The organism is Neobittarella massiliensis (ex Bilen et al. 2018), from assembly GCF_014269355.1.
Lineage (GTDB): Bacteria > Bacillota > Clostridia > Oscillospirales > Ruminococcaceae > Neobittarella > Neobittarella massiliensis.
Genome location: NZ_JACOGI010000001.1, coordinates 1,304,215 through 1,328,431, shown reverse-complemented (window position 1 = coordinate 1,328,431; position 24,217 = coordinate 1,304,215). Strand labels below are relative to the sequence as shown.

19 protein-coding genes are annotated in these 24,217 nt (G+C 60.1%); 4 read left to right on the top strand and 15 right to left on the bottom strand.

Features of this window, described 5'->3' with window-relative positions:
* Positions 1–282 precede the first annotated feature (282 nt).
* Positions 283–2,148, top strand: coding sequence for a putative bifunctional diguanylate cyclase/phosphodiesterase (locus H8K20_RS06140; RefSeq protein ID WP_186487787.1), 1,866 nt, complete (start codon positions 283–285; stop codon positions 2,146–2,148).
* Between the two features lie 147 nt (positions 2,149–2,295).
* Here H8K20_RS06140 and H8K20_RS06135 read toward each other — a convergent pair whose 3' ends face one another.
* Positions 2,296–3,174: a LysR family transcriptional regulator gene (locus tag H8K20_RS06135; protein ID WP_105204285.1), complete on the bottom strand. Its 879-nt coding sequence runs from the start codon at positions 3,172–3,174 to the stop codon at positions 2,296–2,298.
* Positions 3,175–3,482: 308 nt separating this feature from the next.
* Between H8K20_RS06135 and H8K20_RS06130 the strand changes: the two genes are divergently transcribed.
* Positions 3,483–5,213: an ABC transporter ATP-binding protein gene (locus H8K20_RS06130; RefSeq protein ID WP_186487786.1), complete on the top strand. Its 1,731-nt coding sequence runs from the start codon at positions 3,483–3,485 to the stop codon at positions 5,211–5,213.
* 50 nt (positions 5,214–5,263) lie between these two features.
* On the top strand, positions 5,264–6,973 hold the full coding sequence (locus tag H8K20_RS06125) for an ABC transporter ATP-binding protein (RefSeq protein ID WP_186488213.1): 1,710 nt from the start codon (positions 5,264–5,266) through the stop codon (positions 6,971–6,973).
* Positions 6,974–7,067: 94 nt separating this feature from the next.
* Here H8K20_RS06125 and H8K20_RS06120 read toward each other — a convergent pair whose 3' ends face one another.
* The 9 genes from H8K20_RS06120 to H8K20_RS06080 form a co-directional block, all read right to left on the bottom strand.
* Positions 7,068–7,856: a class I SAM-dependent methyltransferase gene (locus tag H8K20_RS06120; RefSeq protein WP_186487785.1), complete on the bottom strand. Its 789-nt coding sequence runs from the start codon at positions 7,854–7,856 to the stop codon at positions 7,068–7,070.
* Between the two features lie 36 nt (positions 7,857–7,892).
* Positions 7,893–9,068 (bottom strand): VanZ family protein, encoded by a 1,176-nt coding sequence (locus H8K20_RS06115; RefSeq protein ID WP_186487784.1) that lies wholly within the window; start codon positions 9,066–9,068, stop codon positions 7,893–7,895.
* Between the two features lie 30 nt (positions 9,069–9,098).
* Positions 9,099–9,569 (bottom strand): YbaK/EbsC family protein, encoded by a 471-nt coding sequence (locus tag H8K20_RS06110; RefSeq protein WP_186487783.1) that lies wholly within the window; start codon positions 9,567–9,569, stop codon positions 9,099–9,101.
* Positions 9,570–9,915: 346 nt separating this feature from the next.
* Positions 9,916–10,653 (bottom strand): tyrosine-protein phosphatase, encoded by a 738-nt coding sequence (locus H8K20_RS06105; protein WP_105204290.1) that lies wholly within the window; start codon positions 10,651–10,653, stop codon positions 9,916–9,918.
* A gap of 5 nt (positions 10,654–10,658) precedes the next feature.
* Positions 10,659–11,306 carry a DUF1847 domain-containing protein gene (locus H8K20_RS06100; RefSeq protein ID WP_154865343.1) on the bottom strand — a complete coding sequence of 216 codons (648 nt, stop codon included), beginning with the start codon at positions 11,304–11,306 and terminating at the stop codon, positions 10,659–10,661.
* A 551-nt stretch (positions 11,307–11,857) separates the two neighbouring features.
* Entirely contained in the window at positions 11,858–12,094 is a 237-nt protein-coding gene (locus H8K20_RS06095; protein ID WP_105204292.1) for a hypothetical protein, read from the bottom strand.
* Positions 12,095–12,310: 216 nt separating this feature from the next.
* On the bottom strand, positions 12,311–12,913 hold the full coding sequence (locus H8K20_RS06090) for a manganese catalase family protein (protein WP_105204293.1): 603 nt from the start codon (positions 12,911–12,913) through the stop codon (positions 12,311–12,313).
* 3 nt (positions 12,914–12,916) lie between these two features.
* A complete protein-coding gene (locus H8K20_RS06085; protein ID WP_105204294.1) occupies positions 12,917–13,177 on the bottom strand; it encodes a spore coat protein CotJB in 261 nt (86 codons plus the stop codon).
* Positions 13,132–13,299 carry a spore coat associated protein CotJA gene (locus H8K20_RS06080; RefSeq protein ID WP_105204431.1) on the bottom strand — a complete coding sequence of 56 codons (168 nt, stop codon included), beginning with the start codon at positions 13,297–13,299 and terminating at the stop codon, positions 13,132–13,134. The genes H8K20_RS06085 and H8K20_RS06080 overlap by 46 nt, the downstream gene beginning before the upstream one ends.
* Before the next feature lie 558 nt (positions 13,300–13,857).
* Here H8K20_RS06080 and H8K20_RS06075 point away from each other — a divergent pair.
* A complete protein-coding gene (locus tag H8K20_RS06075; RefSeq protein ID WP_186487782.1) occupies positions 13,858–16,431 on the top strand; it encodes a YfhO family protein in 2,574 nt (857 codons plus the stop codon).
* 156 nt (positions 16,432–16,587) lie between these two features.
* Here H8K20_RS06075 and H8K20_RS06070 read toward each other — a convergent pair whose 3' ends face one another.
* From H8K20_RS06070 to H8K20_RS06050, 5 genes are all read right to left on the bottom strand, one after another.
* Entirely contained in the window at positions 16,588–17,433 is an 846-nt protein-coding gene (locus tag H8K20_RS06070; protein ID WP_105204296.1) for a DegV family protein, read from the bottom strand.
* Positions 17,434–17,477: 44 nt separating this feature from the next.
* A complete protein-coding gene (locus H8K20_RS06065; RefSeq protein ID WP_186487781.1) occupies positions 17,478–20,492 on the bottom strand; it encodes a bifunctional diguanylate cyclase/phosphodiesterase in 3,015 nt (1,004 codons plus the stop codon).
* Positions 20,493–20,549: 57 nt separating this feature from the next.
* The gene (locus H8K20_RS06060) at positions 20,550–22,013 is read right to left on the bottom strand and encodes an extracellular solute-binding protein (protein WP_154865348.1); all 1,464 of its coding nucleotides are present in this window, start codon (positions 22,011–22,013) and stop codon (positions 20,550–20,552) included.
* Between the two features lie 185 nt (positions 22,014–22,198).
* The gene (locus H8K20_RS06055; protein ID WP_154865349.1) at positions 22,199–22,876 is read right to left on the bottom strand and encodes a DUF6320 domain-containing protein; all 678 of its coding nucleotides are present in this window, start codon (positions 22,874–22,876) and stop codon (positions 22,199–22,201) included.
* Complete coding sequence (locus H8K20_RS06050) at positions 22,876–24,186, bottom strand: hypothetical protein (protein ID WP_186487780.1); 1,311 nt, start codon at positions 24,184–24,186, stop codon at positions 22,876–22,878. Before H8K20_RS06050 ends, H8K20_RS06055 begins: the two co-directional genes overlap by 1 nt.
* Between the last annotated feature and the right edge of the window lie 31 nt (positions 24,187–24,217).

Sequence of the window (24,217 nt, the reverse complement as noted above, 5' to 3'; positions counted from 1 at the left end):
GCGCCCGGGACCAGTGCCCGGGCGCTCTTTTTTTGTGCGCAGCGGCTGGGTCACTTCCATGGCGCCGTTGTCGGCAACCACTGCCAGCTGATAGGCGAATGATTCGTCAGACCGGCGCAGGATAAATGGAAGACAGGTCATAATTGCGAGCTTGGATATGTGCGTCCAAAAAGAATGTGGCGATGTTTTTGGCAAACGTCTAAAAATGCAAAAAAGAATTTGGCTTCTTTTGTAGAAAATGGTATAATGATGATATGTGTAAAACGGGGAGGTGAGGCGGCGATGAAAAGGCGGTGGCGGTACGCGCTGTTCGGCTTTTTTGTGGGGATGATCTTGCTGGGGTGTGTGACGCTGCAGTCTATCCACAGCGTGCGCTCCCACGGGCAGCTGATCAATTATGTGGGCATCGTACGCGGCGCCACCCAGCGGCTGGTGAAGCTGGAACTGGCCGACACGCCGAGCGACGAGCTGATCGTGTACTTAGACGATATTTTGGAGAACCTGACCACCGGCAAAGGCAAGTATGGGCTGGCGCTGATCGAGGACCGGGACTACCACCTGCGCCTGGAAGAGCTGGACCAGCAGTGGGGAGACCTGAAAGAGCTGCTCTACGCCCACCGCACCGACGCGGCGGTGGCGCCTGCTTTTTTAGATAAGAGCGAGCAGTATTTTGACTTGGCCAACCAGACGGTTTTTGCCGCCGAGGCCTATTCCAGCCGCCAGACAAGAGACCTTACGGTGCTCATCATCCTGCTTTTTGTGGGGATCTTGGCGGTGTGGGCGGTGTTTTTCCGCTTTAATTTTAAGGAGATGCTGCACCTGAAAAGCGCCAACCAGGACCTGAGCGACCAGGCGGGCCGCGACCCGCTGACCGGCGCTTATGACCTGGGCCGCTTTCAGAGAGAGGCTCAGCTGCTGCTGGACGGGGCGGCAGAAGAAAAATACGCGCTTTTTTATGTGGATTTTGCCGACTTTAAGTACCTGAACGACCTGCTTGGCTACGCTTGCGGCGACAACATCTTAAAGCGCTATGCGGCGCTGCTATCGGCTGATATGGGCGACAGCGAGGTTTTTGGGCGGATAAATGCCGACAACTTTGTGATCTTGCGGCAGTACGACGCCAAGCGACACCTGCTGCAGCGCCAGCGGTATGTGGACGCGCAGATCGTGGACTATGTGTACACCACCTATCAAAAGCAGTCGCTGCCGGTGCGGTGCGGTATCTGCTGTGTGGAGGACACGGTGGAGCAGCTGAAGGTAGAGGGGCTGATGGACCGGGCCAACTTTGCCCGCGGCGACGTGAAGAACGGGACGGTGAGCGGCCAGTACTGCTTTTATGACGAGGGGATCCGCCGCCGGCTGTTTGCCCAGAAAGCCATTGAGAGCAGCATGGCCGACGCGCTGAAGGCCCACGAATTTGAGGTGTATTACCAGCCCAAGGTCGACCCGAAGAGCGGACAGATCGCCTGCGCCGAGGCGCTGGTGCGCTGGCGCCGCGCCGACGGGACGGTGATCCCGCCCGACCAGTTTATCCCGGTGTTTGAAAAGAACCGGACCATCCCGCTTTTAGACCGGTATGTGTTTGAGGAGGTCTGTATTTGGCTGCGGCACATGCTGGACAGCAAAAAGCGGGTGCTGCCAGTATCGGTGAACGTGTCGCGCATGCAGTTTGGCGGGGCGGATTTTGTGCCGGCGTACACGGCTATCCGCGACAAGTACCACCTGCCGCCGCAGCTTTTGGAGATAGAGTTTACCGAGACGATCCTGTTTGAAAACTGGGACCAGCTGTCAGAGATCGTGGACGATCTGCAGGCGGCGGGTTTCAGCTGTGCCATCGACGACTTTGGTAAGGGGTATTCGTCGCTGAGCACCATTAAGAATCTGAGCATCGATGTGCTGAAGATCGACGCGCTGTTCTTTCGCGACATGGTGCACGCCGACAAGGACCGGCTGATCGTGGAGGGCATCATCAACCTGGTGCGCCAGTTTGGGATCGTGACGGTGGCTGAGGGGATAGAGGACCCGCAGCAGGTGGAGTTTTTGCGCCGCGCCGGCTGCGACCTGATACAGGGCTATGTGTTCTATCGCCCCATGCCCCAGCCGGAGTACGAGGCGCTGCTGGCCAGTGTGCCGCTGGCGGCGAACTGAAAGGACATGCACCGCGTGAGCGGGTATTGGGCCACAAAAAGGGGCGCCCCGGTGACTTGAGTTGCCGGGGCGCCCCTTTTTGTTTTATAAAACTGGTGTGCCCGGGAGAAGTAGCGGGCAGGCTATTTAAGGATGAGTGCCGGATAGCTAGTGGCTGGCGCTGGGAGTATACTGCTCTAAAAAGCGCTGGGCCACCGAGGAGAGGTAGCGGTCTTTGACCCAGACGGCGGCGATGCGGGTGTAGAGGCTGCGCTCTTTGAGCACCTTGAAGCTGACCGGCAGACGGCCCATCAGCTGGAGGGCCGACCGGGGCATGATAGAGACGCCGGCACCGGTGGTGGCCCACAGCAGTGTGGTGCGGGCATCGTCGTTTTTGCAGAGGATATCTGGCTCGAAACCCGCGTCTTCGCAGCAGCCCAGCAGCAGAGTTTCGAACCGGCGATAGAAGATGAGCGGCCGATCGCGAAGCTGGCTTATGAAGAGCGCTCCCTCGGTGGTGGGCCAGTGGTAGTCGGCTGACGCCACAGCCACCATGGGCTCCTCTTCTAAATAGATGCAGCCCAGCCCGGCATCTTTAAACGGGGTGCGGACGATGGCCACCTCGATAATGCCGGCAAACAGCAGTTCCAGCAGCTCGAAGGTGTTTCCCTCGCGCAGTTCAAAACGCACCTGGGGGTATTGGCGGCAGAAATTTTGCATGCGCTGCTGGAAAACGGCGCTGCCCGACGAGGAGACGGTGCCCAGACTGAGGATGCCGATCTGGCCGCGGCCGTAATCGGACATTTCCTTTTTGGCGAGCTGTGAGAGCTCCAGGATGTGACAGGCCCGCTTATAGAGCAGACGGCCGGCCGCCGTGAGCCGCAGCTGGCGCGGGCCCCGCTCGAAGAGGAGCTGGCCCAGCTCCTCTTCGAGCAGGTGCAGCTGTCGCGAGAGCGGCGGCTGGGAGATATGCAGTTTTTTGGCGGCGGCGGTGATCGCGCCTTCGTCGGCGATGGTGACGAAGTAGTGCAGTGCTTTTAGATCCATAGATACGCTCCTGTTGGGAATGAGAGGCCTGTTACTGCCGTCAGCAGAGACCGAGACGGCGGGCAGACCGCTGTGCAGAGGGACGATCTGAACCGTATCTGCTGTAAAGATTTGCACAAATGCCATACGATTTAGGTATGGAGAGGATATAAAACAAATAGTTTTCATATAGATATCCAGTTGTTATAATAATAGTCGATATCGGCGGCGATTACAAGTAGAGCCCCGCCCGGCCGCGAGCTGAAAAGACAGCCGGGGCAGAGAGCTGCCGACCCCCGGACTGGGGAGGAAAAGAGAGGTCTTATCGATTGAAAAAACTACTGCGCTACCTGAAGCCATTTAAAAAGCAGGTGATATTGGGCCCGCTTTTTAAACTGACCGAGGCGATCTTTGAACTGCTGGTGCCCACGCTGATGGCCCACATCATCGACCGGGGCGTGGGGCGGAGCGACCTGCCCTACGTGTGGAAGATGGGGGCGCTCATCGTGGGGCTGGGCGTGGTGGGGCTGGGCTGTGCCCTGACCTGCCAGTACTTTGCCGCCCGGACCTCGCAGGGGGTGGGGACGCTGCTGCGTCAGGACATGTTTAAAAAGATTGGCCAGCTGTCGCACCGGGAGCTGGATCAGTTTGGGACCGCCACCCTGATCACCCGGGTGACCAGTGATGTGAACCAGCTGCAGGTGGCGGTGGCCATGCTGATACGGCTGGTGGTGCGGGCGCCGTTTTTGGTGATCGGTGCCACGGTGATGGCCATGACCATCGACCTCAAGATGTCGCTGATCTTTTTGGCGGCCATCCCGCTCATCGGACTCACGCTGTATGTGGTGATGAAAAAGACGGTGCCGTTTTACCGCACGATACAGAAAAAATTAGACCGTATCGGCACCGTATCCCGCGAGAATTTGGAGGGGGTGCGGGTGATCCGCGCCTTTTCCCGCCAGGAACAGGAAAAAGCGCGCTTTGACGACGCCAGCGGCGATCTGGCCGGTACCTCGGTGCGGGTGGGGCGGGTCTCGGCGCTGCTCAATCCCCTGACATCGATCATTATGAATTTTGGCATCATCGCCATCCTGTATTTCGGCGGCTACCAGGTAAATAGCGGGGCGCTGAGCCAGGGGCAGATCATCGCGCTGGTCAACTACATGACCCAGATCTTGCTGGCGCTGGTGGTGGTGGCCAACCTGGTGGTGATCTTCACCAAGGCCTCGGCCTCGGCCACCCGGGTGAGCGAGGTGCTGGAGACGGTACCCTCTATCGCCCAGCAGCCGGGTGCGGCGGTGCCCGCCCCGACTGCCGGCTGCCCCAAGGTGCAGCTGCGCGATGTAGATTTTCGCTATTTTACCGGTGAGAACGCGCTGACCGATATCAGTTTTGCGGTACAGCCGGGGCAGACGGTAGGCATTATCGGCGGCACCGGCGCCGGCAAGTCGACGCTGGTCAACTTGCTGCCCCGCTTTTATGACGCAGTTGCCGGCACAGTTGAGATAGACGGACAGGATGTGCGGCAGTGGCCGCTGGATGCCCTGCGGGCCCAGTTTGGCCTGGTGCCGCAGCAGGCGCGGCTGTTTACCGGCACGATACGCGAGAACCTCTTGTGGCAGGTGCCGGACGCCACCGACGAGCAGCTGTGGCGGGCGCTGGATATCGCCCAGGCCAGCGAATTTGTGCAGAAGCTGCCCCAGGGGCTGGATGCGCCGGTGCAGCAGGGGGGAAAGAACCTGTCGGGCGGGCAGCGGCAGCGGCTGACTATCGCCCGGGCACTGGTGGGCATGCCGCCGATCCTGATCCTGGACGACAGCGCCAGCGCACTGGATTTTGCCACCGATGCGGCCCTGCGGGCAGCGCTGGCCCGCATAGAGGGCAGCACGGTATTTATCGTCTCGCAGCGGGTGTCGGCCATTAAAAATGCCGACCTGGTGCTGGTGCTGGACGACGGGCAGCTGGTGGGCAGCGGCACCCATCACCAGCTGATGGACAGCTGCCAGGTGTACCGGGAGATCTGTCTCTCCCAGCTGAGCGAAGAGGAGGCGGCACAGTGAAAAGAGATACCAGAAAAGAGAGCCCGGTGCTGGGCCGCCTGCTGCGCTATATGCGCCCACATCTGCTGTTTTTGGTGCTGGCGCTGCTGACGGCTGCGGCCAGTGTGGGGCTGACCCTGTACGGGCCGGTACTAATTGGCCGGGCGATAGACATGATCGTGGGGCCGGGGCAGGTGAAATTTACCGGCGTGCTGTACATCCTGCTGTGGCTGGCCGGCGTGTACCTGCTGGCGGCGGTATTTCAGTGGGCGATGACGCTGTGCACCAACCGGGTGGCGTTTTTTACCGTGCGCGACCTGCGCCGCAGCCTGTTTGACAAGCTGCAAAAGGTACCGCTGCGCTTTATCGACCAGAGCGCCCACGGGGACCTGATCACCCGCATGGTCAGCGATATCGACCTGATCTCGGACGGGCTGCTGCAGGGCTTTGCCCAGCTGTTTACCGGGGTCATCACCATTGTGGGCACGCTGCTGTTTATGCTGTCGATCAACGTGAAGATCGCGCTGGTGGTGGTGCTCATCACTCCGCTGTCGCTGTTTGTGGCCAGCTTTATCGCCCGCCACTCGCACGACCAGTTTCGCCGGCAGTCGGCGGCGCGGGGCGATATGGGAGCGCTGGTGGAGGAGATGGTGGCCGGCCAGAAGGTGGTGCGCGCCTTTCGCTATGAGAGCCGCGCGCAGGACACCTTTGACGGCATCAACCAGCAGCTGTACCAGTGCGGTGTGCGGGCCCAGTTTTACTCCTCGATGACCAATCCCTGCACCCGCTTTGTAAATGGGCTGGTGTATGCCGGGGTGGGCATCATCGGGGCGGTGGCGGCCATTGCGGGGCATTTGACGGTGGGGCAGATCTCGGCCTTTTTGACCTATGCCAACCAGTACACCAAGCCGTTTAACGAGATATCTGGCGTGGTGACCGAGCTGCAGTCGGCTTTTGCCAGTGCCAGGCGGGTGTTTGCGGTGCTCGACGAGCCCGATGAGCCGACCGAGGCCCCGGCTGTTTTGCCCCGCAGCGACGGCAGCGTGGGGCTGGAGCAGGTCTCGTTTCGCTACAGCCCGCAAAAGCCGCTCATCGAAGACTTTTCGCTGGCAGTACAGCCGGGGCAGCGCATAGCCATTGTGGGACCCACCGGCTGCGGCAAGACCACCATCATCAACCTGCTGATGCGCTTTTACGATGTAAACAGCGGCCGCATCTGTATCAGCGGCACCGATATTCAGGATGTGACCCGACAGAGCGTGCGCCAGCAGTACGGGATGGTGCTGCAGGACAGCTGGCTTTTTTCGGGCACGGTGCGGCAGAACATCGCCTACGCCCGGCCTGACGCCACCGACGAGGAGATCGTGGCGGCAGCCAAATTTGCCCATGCCCACAGCTTTATCAAGCGGTTGCCCCAGGGATACGACACGGTGATCGGTGAGGACGGCGGCAGTATATCGCAGGGCCAGCGGCAGCTGCTGTGCATCGCCCGCATTTTGCTGGTGAGCCCGCCCATGCTCATTCTGGACGAGGCCACCTCCAACATCGATACCCGCACCGAGCAGCGCATCCAGCGGGCACTGGCTAAGCTGATGGAGGGGCGGACCAGCTTTGTGGTGGCCCACCGCCTGTCGACCATCAAGGAGGCCGACAACATTTTGGTGATGCGCGATGGGCACATCGTGGAGCAGGGCAGACACCAGCAGCTGCTGGATGCCGGAGGCTTTTACGCCAAGCTCTACGCCAGCCAGTTTGAGGTACAGGAGACGGCGGTCCAGTAGCGGATATATGCCCATGACCGCCAGAAATGATCGCAATAAAAGATCCCCCCACGCAGGCGGTATGCTGCCTGCGTGGGGGGATTTCTGCCTGTTTTTAGAGGGGGAGACCGACCGGTGGTTTGACCGCCCGGGTGGCGATGAGCGTAGGGGTATAGCGGTCTAGCTGGCGCTGGTCGTCGGAAATATCTTCGTAGAGATCGGTGAGCAGGAAACCGGCGCGCAGCTGGCCAGCGATCTGCTCTTCCAGCGAGTGGCTGTACTCCAGCGGCTGTGCATCCTGCACCCATTTTTCCAGCACATCTGCCGGCAGGTGGCGGATGTCGGCGTAGGGCAGCGGGTAGGTGACCTTTAACTCGTCGGCTTGGGGCGTGAGCGTATCGAACAGATAGACCAGCGGGTTGGCAAAACCGGACAGCAGCGCCCCGCCCGGGCGCAGTACCCGATAACATTCCCGCCACACCGGTTGGATATCGTCGACAAAGCAGTTGGATACCGGGTGGAAGATGAGATCGAAGCTGGCGCCAGCAAAGACCGAGAGATCGCGCATGTCGCCCTGTACGGTAGCCAGAGAAAGGCCTTCACGGGCGGCGACCTGCCGGTCTTGCTGCAGCTGCAGATCACTGCCGTCGAACACGGTGACGACGGCACCCATCGCCGCCAGCAGCGGCCCCTGCTGCCCGCCGCCACCGGCCAGGCACAGCACCTGTTTGCCCCGCACATCGCGGTACCAGCTGGCGGGGACGACTTTTTTGGCGGTGAGCACCAGCGGTGGGCGGCCGGCGCGGGCCTGGGCGATCTGGGCGCTGGAGACGCCGACGGTCCAGCGGTCGTGCCGGAGAACCTTTTCGTCCCAGGCGGTGCGGTTGTGTTGGGTGACATCCATGGCGGTCTCCTCTCTGCCGCGGCGTGGGCGCTGCGGTCAGTCGCGAGCGGTGGGCGGGTCGTTTGGCGCCCGCACGGTGCTCTGGTTATAGGTGTGGCTGAGCTCGTCGTAGAAGAGCCTGTCTTTGCCGGTGAGCAGGCCGGCGAACACGTGAAAGGTGAACAGGATAGGGATGGCGATGAGCCCTCCACAGAGCAAAAACAGGGCGGTGTGCGCCGGACCGTTGGTGTTGGGGAGCACCCCGGTGAGCGCCGCGGCCAGCACGGGGGCCGGCAGCAGCACAAAGTACAGCAGGCTGTAGCGCAGTGCCAACTGCCCCAGATGCGGCGGCTGCCCGTCGCCCCCCACCAGCTTGATGCCCACCAGCAGCTTGCCCAGCGTGCGGCCCCCGCTGGACCAGGGGAAAAAGAAGTAGTAGAAGACCACCGCGCAGATGTAGAGCAGGGCCAGGTTTTGCGGCTTTTGCACCACTGCGGTGGGCAGACCGGTGCCCCGGAGAAGCAGGGCGCCGGCCAGCATACAGCCGCCGATACCGGCCCAGTCTACGGCCAATGCCACCAGGCGCCGGGTGTAGGATACCCGGCGCCCCTTTTGGTAGGAGCGGGCATCCAGCCGCTCGCGCGGGGGCAGAAACCAGCAAAAAAGCGGAGTGATGCCCCAGCCGATGACACCGCCTATGGTGTTGAGCAGCAGATCGTCTACATCGAACAGACGGTAGGGGCGGGGATACATGCCAAACAGCGCTGAGAGCTGTATCAGCTCGAAGGAGAGACTGAGGAGAAACGAGAGCAGAGAGGTGCTCCAGAAGCCCCGGTCAAAATAGTAGTGCAGGTACACCCCAAAAGGCAGAACCAGCAGAACGTTGAATACCGCCTGGTAAAAGGTGCTGGCTTTCATGGCCGGCAGCCAGGTGTGTACGTCGCCGGGGACAAAGCCGCTGCCGGCTAAAAAGTCGCGCACGAACTGAAAGGGGCGCAGCTGGACGATGGGGCGGGTGTACTGAGCCACTTCGCCTACCGGCGGCAGCGGCAGAATCGTGAGAAAATAGGCGCACATCAGGTACAGTATAAACGAGTACACCACCGCCACCCGCAGCATGAGCAGCGCCCCGTAGCGGCGGTACTGCACCAGGATATAGGGCAGGGTGAAGACGGCGGCCAGCAGCGGAAACAGCAAAATAGCCGCCTTGATGGGGAGGAGATAGGAGGACATCAGCGGCACCCCCTACCGGGGTAGAGCCGGTCACTTACAGACATCGATCCACTCCAGGCTGTGGGCGTAGTCGGCCAGCTCCTGGCAGGTGAGCTCGATGGCGGAATTGGCGCTGCCACAGGCGGGGAACACGGTGCTGAAGCGCTGCAGCGACTTGTCGCAGTACACCCGCACCGGCTGATCCTGGGGCAGACCGAAGGGGCAGACGCCGCCCACGGCGTGGCCGGTGAAAGCCAGCGCCTCGTCGGGGGTGAGCATTTTGGCTTTGGTGCCGAACTGGTCTTTGTATTTGCGATTATCGACTTTGCAGTCGCCGGCGCAGCAGATGAGGATCGCGCTGCCATCTTTATCCTTAAAAGACAGTGTTTTGGCGATGCGGGCCGGCTCGACCCCCACCGCCTGCGCCGCCAGCTCGACGGTGGCGCTGGATACGGGGAACTCCAGGATATCTTCGGCCCGGCCCAGCGGGGAAAAATATGCGCGAACAGCTTGTATCGACATGAAAAAGACTCCTTTTTATACAGTTGTGGGAAAGCCCCCAATGCGGCGCCGGTGCACAGCTATGGCCACAGCGGTGCGAGCTCTGCTGCCGGCGCCGTCTGCGCCCCATTATAGCAAATTTTGCCGCCAAAGAAAAGTGGCGGCCGGCGGCCGCAGCAGTGGGGCGATGGGGAGAAGAGGTATTTTAAAACTTCGGAAACGTTGCTGGCAGTGCGGTGGGCGGCGATACAGGGCCGCTTTTGTCAGCATCAATGATAGCATAAATGACGGCGCAAAAGACCGCCGGGGAAACGCAGTCCCCGGCGGCCAGAGTGTTTTTGCTTTTATTAATTTTTCCGTGCGCCCGTCAGCCCAGCAGCGAGTGGCGCAGCACCTCGATCTCGTCGTCGGAGAAACCGATGTGTGACAGATAGCCGGTGGCGCCGCCATAGGTCTCCTCCAGGTGGCAGAGCGTCTTTTGCATCTCGGCCGGGTTGGAGGCAAACAGGTAGGCGGGCACATGATACTGGTCCAGCTGTTCCTGCGCGCCGGCGATCAGCTGGCGCAGATTGTCTTCGCTGACGGCGTAGTCGGCCTCAACACATTCGTCGTCGACACCGGCCAGCTTTAAAAGGAGCATGGCGATGACGCCGGTGCGGTCTTTGCCGGCTGTACAGTGGAACAGACAGCAGCTGCGGCGGTGATCGATAAACTCCTCGAATACGCGGCGGATAGCTTGACCGTGCTCATCTAAGAGGGAGATATACAGGTCTGACATGCTCTCGGGCAAAGTGGCCGGATCGAAAGCGGTGGCGTGCATATTATCAGACATGGAGATGTGGTGGTAGCAGATATCTTTATAGCCGTCGAGCACACAGGGGTGGCGCTCTACCTCGGAGTCGGAGCGCAGGTCGATGACACAGCCCACGCCGTAGCGGTAGAGGGCCTCTTTGCTGCTCTCGGGCAGGTTGTGCAAGCTGTCGGAGCGCAGGTAGGCGTGCAATTTGAGGCGCTGGCCCTGGGTGTTGGTGTAGCCGCCCAGCTCGCGGATATTGCAGCTGCCGGCTATGGGGAGGGGAGAGTTGGTGTAGATATCAGTCAACATAGGAATTACCTCGTCTGTTCCTGTAAAAGATCTTTATAGTACGAATTGGCGGTATAGAGGGCAGCCACGGGATTGTGCCCCAGCACCCGGTCTTTGACCACCAGAGTGGTGGTGACGGCTTTGCTGTAGCGGTAGAACAGACTGTCGTGGCCCACGCACAGGCCGATGACCACGTTCAGGTCGGTCCCGGCCCGGTTCAGCAGCTCGGCTTGCAGTACGGGATTGCAGCAGCTCTCGCCCGGTCTCATCTGATGGGCCTCATCGATGCCGATATCGCTTTTGGGCGTGCTGCCCACCTTGCAGGCCACACCGTATACCTCAAAGCCGTTTTTGCGCAGGATCTTGGCAAATATACCGGCCTCGCGAACCAGACCTACACAGGTGGCGATACCGATTTTTTTGGCGCCGATCTTGCGGGCGAACACCACCGTCTCTTTGACCCGGGGCCACTGGCGGTAGCCCTCTGCCTCCACCTCGGCAGAGGCGACAGCCAGGCGGTGGATGAGCGCGTCGTTTTGATACAGCGCCAGCACCTGCTGGTGCAGCTGCGGATCCAGGCCGGTGGTGAGGCAGAAGTCGGGGTTTTTGCCGTCGTGAGCCGAGCAACTGGTGGTAAAACAGTCCACGCAGCTGTGGGCGGGAATGTGGTCCATCTCTATCAACTCCACTGTGCGGGGCGGTCACCGGGCGCTCTCGACCGAGAGGGAGGTGGCCTGTCCTGCAAAAATTGCGCTATGACCAAAGCATAGCACTATAACACTGCAAGAATTTGCCGCAATCTGTTGCGGGTCGCTGTGCGCGTGACTATTTCCCATTGTGCACAAAAGTTGTGATTTGTTGTATAAATATTGTAGACAACCGGGCAATATGCGCGGTTACATGTCGAATTGATTCGTTTATATATATAATTTTACCATGGAACGTTTCTGAGCACAAGAGAATTGTCTGATAAGAATGTACTTAGGTTTTGTGAGCTTTTTCAAATGCCAGCAGGCGAGGGGAGAAGTAGCGGTCACCGAGCGGGCACGGCGAGGTGCAGCAGGTTGCAGAGGGGCGGAACGGACAGGTGGCGGTGTGCTGCTGCTTGATCGTACGGCGCTTTTGGTGTTCTGGGGTAGTTTGGGGTAGATAGAGAGGAGCACAAAAAGAGCACCGTCTGCCCCGTGGGGGGGGAGACGGCGCTCTGATGGCGCGTTGGAGGGGGCTACTGTATGTCGGCAGCGCTCTCGGCGTGTTGCAGCAGGTCTACCGCCTGGTCTACGCTCATACCGCTGCTCTGTACGACTTGGTACAGCTTATCGATCTCTTGGCGCTTTTGCGCCGTCTGCAGCTCGCCTTTCTTCTCCATCAGTTCCGCTTTGGTCTTGTCGCAGCGCAGGATCTGCATCTCTACTTTTTGCAGCTCGGCTGCGTAATCTACCGGCTTTTTGGGTCTTGGCATCTCCCGGATCACCTCCCGCATTTTTAAATACAGTATACGCCGCTGCTTTTGCGAAGAGTGGCGAAAAAGGCGGTCTCTGCCCAGTGGAGTCGACAGCGGAGGAAGCCGCTTGCACGGTGGGGCTGATAGACACCAAAGCGCCCGCCCCACCGGGAGTGGTGGGGCGGGCGCTGACAGCACGGCCGCTTAGCAGAGCGGAGGGATGGTGCGGTGCGACTAGCGGCGTTTGTCGAAGGCGGGGTTCATGCTGTAGAAGTTGCGGCAATCCAACTGGTCCTGCACGTAGCGAAGGGCCTCGCCAAAGCGCTGGAAGTGAACGATCTCGCGCTCCCGCAGGAACTTGATGGGGGCGATGATATCGGGGTCGTCGAGCATGCGCAGAATGTTGTCGTAGGTGGTGCGGGCCTTTTGCTCAGCGGCCATATCTTCGTGCAGGTCGGTGATGATATCGCCTTTGGACTGAAACTCGGTGGCGGTAAAGGGGACGCCGCCTGCGGCCTGCGGCCATACGCCGGTGGTGTGGTCGATATAGTAGTCGGCAAAGCCGGAGGCCTTGATCTGTTCGGGGGTGAGGTTGTGCGTGAGCTGGTGCACGATAGAGCCGACCATTTCGAGATGGGCCAGCTCCTCGGTGCCGATGTCGGTGAGCACGGCCGATACCTGGCGGTAGGGGCTGGCAAAGCGCTGAGACAGATAGCGCAGCGAGGCGCCGATCTCGCCGTCGGGGCCGCCGTACTGGGACATGATCATCTGGGCCACCTTGGCGTCGGGCTTTTTGATATTTACAGGAAATTGCAGTCTCTTTTCATATTGAAACATTTCTCAATACGCTCCTTCCCAGGGCCAAGGGGTATCGACCCAGTCCCACCGGTCGCCTTTGGCGGTATCCATAGACAGCGCGCCGTAGCGCTGGGTATAGGCCTGCAGGGCTTTTTTGCGCAGGGCACTGTAGCGGCGGAAGTATGCCAGCGCTTCCTCATCGTGTGGATGTGTATCTAAAAACAGCTTGACGTCGTCCACGGCAAAGCTGTACTGGTCTATCTGTTGCAGGAGCAGTTTTCGCTCGTCTCGCTGTTCGCCCATGAACGATCCTCCTCTCTCTTTCTGCCAAAGGGTAGATCTAACTGGCTGAAGATGGTGCCTCGTCTCAAAGCAACATCAGACTTGTATATCTCGCGCCAAACTTGCCACGGCACATAGGACATGCCGATGGGGAACTTGCCAAAGGCGTCCCGGTCGCGGTGGGTGCAACGGGTGCAATCAGTCAACGTGATGGCTCCTCTCTATATCGTCTTTTTGGTGCCTCGCCGGTAGCGGCGGGCTCGATTTATTTTATGTGACTGTCGGCAGCGGGGTTCGGCATCGCTGCCGGCAGCGACGGGCTGGACGGGCGATGGCGGCGACAGCGCAACAAAATAGCGAGAACAGCGGCAGATTTGTGACTGGACAGCGGCGGAACATGCGGGCTGTGTTTATCGCACCTGGGGGCCGACTAGCCGCCGGGCCAGCGGCCCACACTGAAGATGGGCCAGTAGGCGCAGACAGCAGTGTGCTAAAATTTGGCCCCTGTGGGGAGAGGTTTTGTGCACGGCGCATGGGCGATGACAAAAAGTGACCGCTCGAAACAGCATCTTCACAAAATCTTCAGAATTTAGCAACAGTTGTTAAGAGATAAAAAGGGTACGATAGCAATTGTAAAAAGGACCCAGTGACCGGCCATGAAAAAGAGGGGCGGGCCCACGGGACAAGAGGAGGACCTGACCGTGAAAAAAGAGAGATGTGCGCTGGTGCGCCGCCGCCCGCTGTGGGCCGATTGGCTGGTGATCGCGCTGGTGGTGCTGGCGGTGGTGGCCATTACCTGTGCGGGCGGTATGTTTTTTGGCTCGAAGACCGACTGGCTGGGCCAGCACACCGCTTTTCCCGATTATTTTCGCAAGCTGTTTTACCAGACCGGCGAGCTGCTGCCCAATTTTGCCCTGGGTATAGGGGCGGGGCAAAATATCTACAATTTTTCGTATTATGGGCTGCTGAGCCCGCTGGTTTTGTTTTCTTATCTGCTGCCGTTCGTGCCTATGACCATTTATATGGCGGTGGCCAATGTGGTGGGGACCATTGTCACCGGGATCTTGTTTTACCAGCTGCTGCGGCGGGAAAAATTCAGCCAGAACGTGTGTCTGGTGACGTCGCTGCTGCTCATCACCTCGTCTTCCCTGATCTTTCAGGCCCACCGGCACTTTATGTTTGTCAACTACATGCCGTTTTTGCTGCTGGCCCTGCTTGGCGCCCACCGCTATTTTGAAAAGGGGAGCCGCTGGCTGCTGTGCCTATCGGTGTTTTTGATGGTGATGACCAGCTATTACTACTCGGTGGCGGGTATCGTGGTGGTGGTGCTGTACGGGGTATACCTGTGGCTAAAGGTGTTGGAGCGCCGGGACCGCCGCTTTACGGTAAAGAACTTTTTAGCGGATGGACTGCGCTTTTTGCTGCCGGTCATCTGCGGGGTGGCGATGGCGGCCGTGTTGCTGCTGCCCACCTTTTGGGCCATACTGGGCGGCCGGGAGAGCGGCGTGAGCAAGACGGCCGAGCTGCTGGACCTGCTGGTGCCCAAAGCTAACCTGGACGGGCTGCTCTACAGCCCCTATTCGCTGGGGTTTGGCGCAGTGGCGGTATTGGCGGTATTGTGGGGCTTTTTTGCCCCCGGCCGACCCCGCAAATTTTTGCACATTACCTTTGCTATGATCTTGGCGCTGCCGCTGTCGCTCTACCTGTTTAACGGGGCGCTGTATCTGCGCAACAAGGCACTGATCCCGTTTGCGCCCATCGTGGGGTTGATGCTGGCCGGTTTTTTAGCCGATCTGGCGGCCCGGCGGGTGCGCTGCCGGCAACTGGCACTGCTGTTTGTACTGGCCAACGCAGTATTTTGGCTGCTGGGGTACAAAAACCTCATCTATTACGCCGAGGCGGCGGTGATCTTGACACTGTGCTTTTTTTGCGCCCGGCCGGCGGTGCGCCGCTCCTTTTACGCGGTCATACTCTGCCTGTCGTTTGCGACCTGCCTGATCGCCAACAGCACCGACGAGCTGGTCAGCGAGGAGATGTACGAGCGGGTGTTCCCCGAAGAGAAACAGCAGCTGGTGGACGCCGCCCTGGACGCTGAAGATGGACTGTGGCGTTTTGGCAACCTGGACGATACCCTGTACAACGTGAATTACGTGTACCGCCCGGATTACCTCAACACCTCGGTGTACTCCTCTACCCAAAACGCCGATTACAAGTCGTTTCGCGACGATACCTTCCGCATGGCACAGCCCTACCGCAACAAGCTGGTCAGCGCCCAGACGCCCAACGCGCTGTTTCAGCTGCTGATGAGCACCCGCTATGTGGTGACCGATGGCGACCCCGGCGCCGGTTACCAGCCGGTGCAGACAAAAGGAGACTATACCTTGTACCGGTCGGATTATGCGCTGCCACTGGGCTACGTGACCTACCGCACCGTGAGCCAGTCGGCCTATAACCGGGTGGGGTACCCCTACAGCCTGGACGTGATGCTGCATCAGACCGTGGTGCCCGACGAGAGCGACCTGGCCGGCGACAGCCCCATCAGCTGGGTGCTGCCCACCGACCTGCCCGACGGATGGCAGATAGGCCCCTACACCACTATTACCCCCACCGACGACGGCTGGGACCTGCAGGTGACTAAGAGCGACAAGCTGCACTTGGACCTGGGTCAGGGGTACCAGGACAACCTACTGCTCATCGGCTTTAACGTGAAAAATATCGGCACCCACAAGGACATTAAGATCGGGATCAACGGGGTGGAGAACAAGTTGGCCTACAACAACGAGTACTATCAGGCCCACCACAACCAGTTTGAGTATGTGATCTCTTCGAGCGAGCGCCTGACGGCACTGGATGTGACTCTGTCGCCCGGCAACTACCACATCTCGAACCTGCAGGTGCACATGCTGCCGGTGGAGACGCTGCGCAGCGCGGCGGCCCAGGTGACCCCGTTTACATTTGATAAGCAGAAGTCGCTGGCGGGCAATGTGTCTGGCCAGGTAACGGCCCAGCAGGATGGCTACTTTGTCACCAGCATCCCCTATGATGAGGGCTTTACCGCCTATGTGGACGGCAAAGAGCAGAAGATCGAGAAGGTCAACCAGGCCTTTGTGGGCTTTCCGCTAAAGCAGGGGTCGCACACCGTGGAGCTGCGCTACACGGCCCCGCTGTTTCGCGCCGGGGCGGCCATCAGCGCCGCCGGGCTGGCCGGGCTGGCTATCATGGTGCTGCTCGACCTGCGCGCGGGGCGCAAACGGCGTGCAGCAGCCGGGCAGTGACCGGCCACAGCGCAGACAGTACAGGAAATTTGCAGGAAAAAAAGCGGCAGCCGGTTTATTACCGGCTGCCGCTTGGCGCCCAGGGGGCAGAATACTAAAGAGGCCGGCATCGTGCCGGCCTCTTTTATGTTTTATGTAGGGACAGGTACGGTGCGGCTACTGCCGGCGGGCAAAGACGATGCCCACGGTGTTGGGGCCGCAGTGGCTGGAGATGGTACAGCCGGCCTGGGTGGTGATGACCTCTTTAAAGTCGCCCAGCTTGCGGGCCTCTTTTTCGATGGCGGCCAACAGGTCGGGGCTGGCGGTGGTGTGGACGATGAACAGCCGCTCGTAGGATATGTCGCTGCGGCCGGTAAGGCGCTGCTGCACGTATTGCAGCACACACCGCTCGAACTGACCGCGGAACTTTTTGCCCACGTGCATCTTGCCCTCTTTGACCTCGATACAGGGCTTTAGGCTGAGCAGATTGGCCCCCAGCGCCGCAACCGATGAGCAGCGCCCGCCACGGCGCAGATAATCGAGCTTGTCGAGGATGAAACTGGTCTCCATCTTGGGCACCAGATGGTTGAGCCGGTCGCAGATATCCGCAGGAGCCATACCGCTCTCGGCCATCAGCGCGGCCTCCAGCACCAGATAGCCGATACCGGCAGTGAGGTTTTGGCTGTCGATGGGGAAGACGTTGGAGAACTCGTCGGCGGCCACCAGCGCATTTTGGTAGCAGCTGGAAAATTCAGAGCCGATATTTATGTGGATGACGGCATCGTACTGCTGCGAAAGCGGCTCGAAATAGCGGATATAGTCGGCGATGTTGATGGCTGCCGTCTGGCAGACACGACCATCTTTTTCGGTGCTGTCGAAAATATCCTGCGGCTTTATCTCGATACCGTCGCGATAGCTGACCCCGTCGCGTACGATATACAGTGGTGTGATGTCGATCTGGTGCTTTGCGATCAGCTCTGGCGAGAGATCGCAGGTGCTGTCGGCGGTGATCTTGATGCGCATAGGGCCTCCTTTACCAAAAACACGGGGGGCGCCGCACGGTGCTCTTACAGCTGGTGGCAGCCCTTTATGGCTGTCACGGCTTCGGCGCTGACTGGCTGTGGCAGACTGGTAGGCCGGCCGAGGTAGAAGCCCTGCAGGTAATCTACCCCCTGACTGACCAGGGTACAGACCTCCTGCCGGGTCTCGACACCTTCGGCGATGACCCGGATATTCTGCTTGTGGCAGAAGTCTACCAGGCTCTGCAACAGGTGCTGCCGCGAGTAGTCGCGGTCGATGTTGTGAATGATGGACATATCGATTTTAACATAATCCGGCGTCAAATCCAAGAGCAGGCTCTCGCTGTTGTAGCCGTTGCCAAAATCGTCGATGGCCAGCTGCGCATTCTGCTGCTGGATGAACTGCTGTTTTTGCCGGGTGAGCTCCTGATCGAGTTTGTCCTCCTCGGTGAGCTCGAGCACGATGTTTGGCAGCAGGTCGCTGTAAAGCGCCTGCAGACGCTGCATCTCGGCGGTGGTGAGAGCCTGGTTGGGGATGGAATTCAAGAAGATGCGGCAGCCAGAAAAGTCCTCCTGCCGGCGGCGCACCGAGGCCAGCACCCCGAACCAGGTCATCTGTTCGACCAGGTGCAGCTTGGACTGACTGCGGGCGATGGTGAGGATCTCCTGTGGGGTGTGCAGCGTTTTGGAGTGGCTGCGCATCAGCGCCTCGTAGCCCAGTACAGAGCCGTCGGCAGTGCTGACGATGGGCTGGAAGTGGTAGCTGACCAGCTGATTTTCCAGCAGCAAGTTGAGCTCCTCTTTGGCGTGCAACAGGTAGGAATCGCGGTTGTAGCTGACGATATCGAACTCGCGGAACTCGCCTTTGATGGTGTTTTTCACCTGGTACATGGCGAAGTCGGCGTATTTGATGAGCATCTCGAGATCCCGGGAGTCGTCGGGGTACCAGGCGACACCAGCTGAGGCGCGGACTTTGAACTCCGGGTTGTCGGGCAGGGGGAATACCGCCTGACGGATGTCGTTTTGGATACAGCTGATCGAGACCCGCAGTGCATCTTTGCTGGCAAAGCCATAGAGGAAGACGTAGAACTCGTCGCCGGACATGCGGGCGGTGACGATACCGTCGCCGCTGTGGCCGCGCAGGATCTCGGCCATGCAGCGGATGTAGCCGTCGCCCTGATCGTGGCCGTAGGTGTCGTTTATGTATTTGAGATTGTCCAGATCGAGCATGATGAGCGCCGCCACCTGCAGCTTTTCGGGCTCCTGGCCGAGCTGTTGCAGGGTGGTGTGGAAGGCTCGGCGGTTCAACAGGTTGGTGAGCAGGTCGTAGTCGCGCTCGTACTCGATCTTATTTTTCTCGACGATCTCCTGGGTGACGTCGATGAGCACGCCCAGGATGCGGCCGCCGTCATCCACCGCCTTGAGGCGCAGCCACTGCTCGTGGCCGCTGCCGTCTTTGCGGTGGTAGATGCACGAGCCGTCCTCCTCGGTCTTTTCCAGATCGGTCTGCAGCTGGGTCATGAGCGCGTCGAAATCGTCGGCGTCGATATAGCGGTAGGGCTCACTGATGTCGATGCCCAAAAAGCGCAGCATCTGATCGGAGCAGAACACCTGCCCCCCCTGCTGCACATCGGCGCGCTCGAAAGCGCCCACCGACACGCCGGAGAGGTTGATGATGGCCGCCAGTTTGGCCGAAGACTCGGCCACATTTTGGCTGAGCTGCTGGATGGAGCGGATGAGATCGTCGATCTCGGCGATGCCGATGCTCTCCAGCGACAATGCGGCCGGGGAAGTGCTCTGCCGCACCTTGCCCGACAGGCGCACCATGGGCTGAGAGAACTTGCGGGCTACCGCCCACACCCCCACCACGCCGATGCCCAGCGAGAGCACCAGAGAGATGAGCAGTGTGGCGTGCAGCTTGGAGGAAAAGCCCAATAGAGCTGTTTTGGGCACCACCCCGATGAGCGCCCACTGATCCTGCTCAAAGGGGGAGTTGCGGTCGTACAGGTGCAGGTACTGCACACAGCCGAACACCTTATCACCGGTCTGCAGGCTGCCGGCGTCGATCTGATAGCTGTTGCCGGAGATAGGGGCGGCGGCCAGATCGATCTGGCTGCGGGAGCCGAACTGCTGCAGACAGGTGGGGCCGGACATGAGCACCTTGTCGAAGCGGTTGCTCTCGGACTGGCCGACAGCCAGCAGGTAGCCGCCCTGATTCTCGGTCGCCAGCTCGCTGTAGTTTAGCTGGCGGGTGAGGTAGTCGCAGCTGAGCTCGATGCCCATGACCCCCAGCAGTGTGCCGCTCTCGTCGCGCAGCGGGATGGAGTAGGTGATGACGGGGATATCGTCCTGGCTGAGGTAAAACGGGCGGCTCCAGTAGCAGAGCTCGTCATCGTCGGCGTCGGCGTAGTTGATGGTGGCCGTGTAGGGGTTTTTAAAAAAGGCAAAGCTGTCGGGGTCCTGCTGGGGAGAGAAGGTGAACTGGGGGCTCCAGCGGGTATCGGTGGAGATGCCCAGCTCTTTGGAGAGCGCGATGGGACAGCGCTCCAGCAGCAGATCGGAATTGTTGGCGTTGTTGGTGCTGGGGTCCAGATCGCGCACGTACAGCCCGGGCAGCGACAGCGTCTCTGCTTCGAGCTGGGCGGTGGTGGGCTGGCCCAGCACCACAAAGGCGCCGGTGACCGCATTGAGCCGCAGCAGGTAGAGGAGCTCGGGCGACAGCGTGCGCAGCACATCGGTAGAGAGGTCGAGATCGCCCATGAGCTCGTCGGCACTGCGGCCGCCCAGCGCCTGTTTGACGCTGGCGGTGATGGTGTCGGGGGAGGAGCGCAGGTTGCTCCAGCGCTGGATCATATCGTTTTGCAGATAGTTTTTGCGGTTGATGACCCGCTCGTTTAAAATGTCAAAGGAGTTTTGGTCCAGCTGCGTCAGCGTGCCGCCCAGCAGGATGACACTGTAGAAGATGACCGCCTGCACCACCATCACCAGGATGATGGGCAGCAGCATCTTCCTCATGACGGTGATCCGCCGGGGCGCTTTTTGCCGCGTGACGCTCTGTGTCATAGCCGTACTCCTTTATTATCTGCGGTGGGTCGCTTGGCCGGGTGATGGCCAGAGAGATCAGCCTTTGTTGACGGCCGACTCTACCTGCTGGCAGAAGCTATCGTACCAGCTGTCGAAATTCTCGTCGGTGCAGAAACTGTCGGCGGCCTGCTTTTGGCTCTGCCCGCCGGCCACCGCGGCCTGGACTTTTTTGAGGTCTTCGTCGGCTTTTTGCTGCATGGATTTTTCGAGCACGTTGCGGGCGTCGTTGCCGTTTTCAAAGCCTTGGGTGGTGTAGAGGGTATAGTTTTGCACCATGCCAACTGCCACCGGCAGCGACAGCTGCAGGTTCTGGGTGACCGAGGAGTCGTCGCCGGCGGTAGACTGCAGCGCTTTGTCGACCGAGCTGACCTTGTTGGCGGCGGTCTTGACCGGCAGGTAGCCGGAGGAGACCGAGAACTCCAGATTGCGCTGGCTATCTGTAAACCATTTCAAAAACACGGTGCAGGCGTACTCGGTGGCCTCGTCGGATTTGGTGACCACCATGCCCGCCCCCTGCTGGACCGCGTATTTTTCACCGCCGGCAAACACCGGCGGCTCGAGGACCATAGCGTCGATGGGGTAGCTCTCGGTGTCGCTGGTGACCACCTGGCCGGGGAAATAGGCGGCGCCGGAGGTGGAGCCCACCAGAGCGATGAGATCGCCGGTCTTGGCGTCGTCGGAGCGAAAACGCCCCTTGGCGGCAAAATAACCGTGCACATAGGGGACATAGTAGCCGTCCCACAGCTTTTTGAGCACCTCTTTATCCAGGTCGAGCTTTACATTGCCGTTTTTGACCGAAAACAGCTCACAGCCCAGCTGTCTGGCGCCGATGAGCATGTAATTGGCCATTGCGTCGCGGCCGAAAAAGGCTTTGCCGCCGGAGTAGTCGTAGTACTTTTCGGCCACTTCGCACAGGCCCTCGACGGTGGAGAGCTGATCGACGGTGACCCCGGTGGCAGCCGAGAATTTGTCCCAATCGGTCTTGTTGAGCATCATCAGCTCGGTGGACTTGGCGGTGGGGAAGATCTTGAGCGGGTCGCCTTTGCCAAAACGCCCCTCCTGGATGTAGGAGGCGACGTACTCATCGAGCTCGTCGCCGGTCAGGTACGGGTCGAGATCGGCCACCAGGCCCAGCTGGTCGATGGCGTAAGCGGTGTCGGTGTAGGCGGCGAAGATGTCGGGCACCTCGTCGGCGCCCACCTTTTTATTGGCCGCATCGGTAACTTTTTGCATCAGGTCGTTGACGTTGCCCTGACTGACGGCATTGACGACGATGCCTTTCTCCTGGCCGACGGTCTCGTTGAATTCGGCCACCAGATCGTCGAAGGCGATTTTCTGCGGGCCGTTGTAGTAGTGCCAGATCTCGATCGAGACCGGCTTTTGCGGGTCGAGCAGTTTGTCGTACTTGCTGGAGGATTTGCCGTCTTTGCCGGTACAGCCGGTAAAGAGCATGGCGCCGGCCAGAGCCAGAGCGGTCAACTTTTTCAGAGGTTTAAACATAAAAACCTCTCCTTTCGCAATAGACGACGGCCCACTGGCCGCCGCCAAAATATACCATGCGGTATCTATTAGACATTATGCCACAAAAATTTGCAAATTCCAAACAGAAAAATGCGAGAATCTGCTGACTTGTGACAGAGTTTTACAGGTAAAACTATTTGCTTTGCCAAGAGAGCGGTACTTTTCTACAAGTGGAGACGGCGCCGCAGCTCGGAGAGCATCTTCTCGCCCTCGAACACTGCCAGCGCAGTGAGGCTGAGCACGCTGCCGCCGGCGCACAGCAAGCTGGGCCAGCGCACACTGACCCAGCCCAGAGCCAGGCTCAGGATGGGCAGGATGCCAAAGCCGCCGCAGACACACAGGTAGATGAGATAGTCGCTGATGGGCAGACGGATGACTTTGGCCACCACGGCCATGGCCGCCATAGCCAGCAGGCAGATAAAGGGGATAACGAAGGTAATGGACCAGCCCCGCCAGCCGGTACACAGATCCCACACCAGGGCCAGCAGCCCCAGCAGGATGACCTGATTGAGGATGCCCCGGGGCGGGTTGCGGCGGCGGTGCACCGCATCGGCCAAACTGATCCACAGACAGCCGGCGCCGCCGGCCACGAAGAGCGACCACAGGCCGCTTTGGGGCAACAGGTAGTTGATGCCAAAGCACACCACCACCGCCGCCACGGTACAAAACACCAGCAGCCTGTAAAACAGATTGTACTTTTTATATACCATGGGTACCGCCGGAAAGGCGCTGCGGTGTGCCGGTGCGCCCGGTTGCGGCGCGGGAGATACCGGGCCCTGACACAGCGGGCAATGGGCGGCGTCGTCGGGCAGGTGGACCTTGCAGGCCTGACAGTAGCGCATCACGGGACCTCCTTTTCAGGGCCGGTGGGGGATGGGGGCAGCAGCCAGCTATCGGGGGTGGAGCAGTCGAGCTGCACGGCGGCCCCCATGCCGGTGAGGATGCGGAAGAAATTTTTCTCGATCTCGGTGCTGGCAAAAGGGGAGGTAAAGCTGGCGGTGAGCGCGTCGCCGCAGGAGCACAGGCACACCTGTACTTTTTCGGTGCTGACGAACACCGAGAACAGGCGCACATAGGGCTGCAGCGCCGGCGGCAGCTTGACTTTGCCCACGTTGGAGATAGCCACCGTGTTTTTTTGACCGCTGGCCCAGCCGGCCAGGTGCAGGACCGGGTCTTTGAGCGAGAGCGGCACCAGCTTGATAAAGGGGTTGCGCTCCAGCGCGCCAAAGCTGTCCATGCGCTGTTCCAGCTTTTCACGGGTGAGCTCGCGGGCAAAGTCGGCCTTCAGGCTGGCGATGATGGCCGCGAGCTGGTCGCTGCCGTGCAGAAAGTCGTACCCCACGTTGATGACCCCGAAAAAGTTGCGGGCCGACTGGCTGTGGAAATACTGGCGCAGGTTGACCGGAACGCTGGCCACCACCGGCTTTTTGAGCGCCTTTTGCGGGATCTCCCAGCTGGTGGCCTGCAAAAATACGGCGGTGAGAAAGATGGTGAGCGTGCAGTCGTACTGGTGGGCGAGATCGAGCAGCTGCCGCACCGAGAGTACGCCTTCGGTGACCCGTATGCGGTTCTCGGCCAGGCGGGAACCGGATATCTGGCAGGCGTTGGGCTCTTTTTGGCGGGGGTGACGCCGGCCGCTGTAGTACTTGTAAAAGCTGTCGTCCATGCGCTGGGCCATCGAGGCGTCGTAGGGGATGGCTGCCCGCCCGTGGGGAAAGTCTTCCGGGTGGCGCAGGGCCAGATAGTGGCTGACCAGCAGCTGCAGCATGTTCATGGCGCCGGTGCCGTCGGTCAGAGCGTGGTAGATCTCGAGATTGATGCGGCAGCGGTAGTAGGTCACCGCGAAGAGCAGATTTTTTTGCCCCTTGATATAGAGCGGCTGGCAGGGGGCGGCCAGCTCGGGCTGGACGGTGGCGGGCAGATCGCTCTGTTCGAAATAGTACCAGAAGAGCCCCCGTTTGAGCACCGCCCGGTACAGGGGAAAGCTCTCGAGCGTCGCCTCCAGCGCCGGCTGCAGGAGCACCGGGTCGACCGGTTCGGTGAGCTCGCAGCAGAAGCGAAACACCTTGGTATCGCGCTTGGTGCTGTTGGAGGGAAAGATCTTGGCGGCGTTATCCAGACGCTGCCAGCCGTTATTTTTTTTAAAAGACAAGTGCAGTTCACCTCGCAGAGATAGAGATGCG

Coding starts and splice junctions, on each gene's coding strand:
- H8K20_RS06065 (WP_186487781.1), bottom strand. CDS start 20,492: ATGACACAGAGCGTCACGCGGCAAAAAGCGCCCCGGCGGATCACCGTC.
- H8K20_RS06090 (WP_105204293.1), bottom strand. CDS start 12,913: ATGTTTCAATATGAAAAGAGACTGCAATTTCCTGTAAATATCAAAAAG.
- H8K20_RS06110 (WP_186487783.1), bottom strand. CDS start 9,569: ATGTCGATACAAGCTGTTCGCGCATATTTTTCCCCGCTGGGCCGGGCC.
- H8K20_RS06125 (WP_186488213.1), top strand. CDS start 5,264: ATGCGCCCACATCTGCTGTTTTTGGTGCTGGCGCTGCTGACGGCTGCG.
- H8K20_RS06105 (WP_105204290.1), bottom strand. CDS start 10,653: ATGTTGACTGATATCTACACCAACTCTCCCCTCCCCATAGCCGGCAGC.
- H8K20_RS06095 (WP_105204292.1), bottom strand. CDS start 12,094: ATGCCAAGACCCAAAAAGCCGGTAGATTACGCAGCCGAGCTGCAAAAA.
- H8K20_RS06135 (WP_105204285.1), bottom strand. CDS start 3,174: ATGGATCTAAAAGCACTGCACTACTTCGTCACCATCGCCGACGAAGGC.
- H8K20_RS06085 (WP_105204294.1), bottom strand. CDS start 13,177: ATGGGCGAACAGCGAGACGAGCGAAAACTGCTCCTGCAACAGATAGAC.
- H8K20_RS06080 (WP_105204431.1), bottom strand. CDS start 13,299: ATGTCCTATGTGCCGTGGCAAGTTTGGCGCGAGATATACAAGTCTGAT.
- H8K20_RS06115 (WP_186487784.1), bottom strand. CDS start 9,068: ATGTCCTCCTATCTCCTCCCCATCAAGGCGGCTATTTTGCTGTTTCCG.
- H8K20_RS06070 (WP_105204296.1), bottom strand. CDS start 17,433: ATGCGCATCAAGATCACCGCCGACAGCACCTGCGATCTCTCGCCAGAG.
- H8K20_RS06060 (WP_154865348.1), bottom strand. CDS start 22,013: ATGTTTAAACCTCTGAAAAAGTTGACCGCTCTGGCTCTGGCCGGCGCC.
- H8K20_RS06120 (WP_186487785.1), bottom strand. CDS start 7,856: ATGGATGTCACCCAACACAACCGCACCGCCTGGGACGAAAAGGTTCTC.
- H8K20_RS06140 (WP_186487787.1), top strand. CDS start 283: ATGAAAAGGCGGTGGCGGTACGCGCTGTTCGGCTTTTTTGTGGGGATG.
- H8K20_RS06055 (WP_154865349.1), bottom strand. CDS start 22,876: ATGCGCTACTGTCAGGCCTGCAAGGTCCACCTGCCCGACGACGCCGCC.
- H8K20_RS06100 (WP_154865343.1), bottom strand. CDS start 11,306: ATGGACCACATTCCCGCCCACAGCTGCGTGGACTGTTTTACCACCAGT.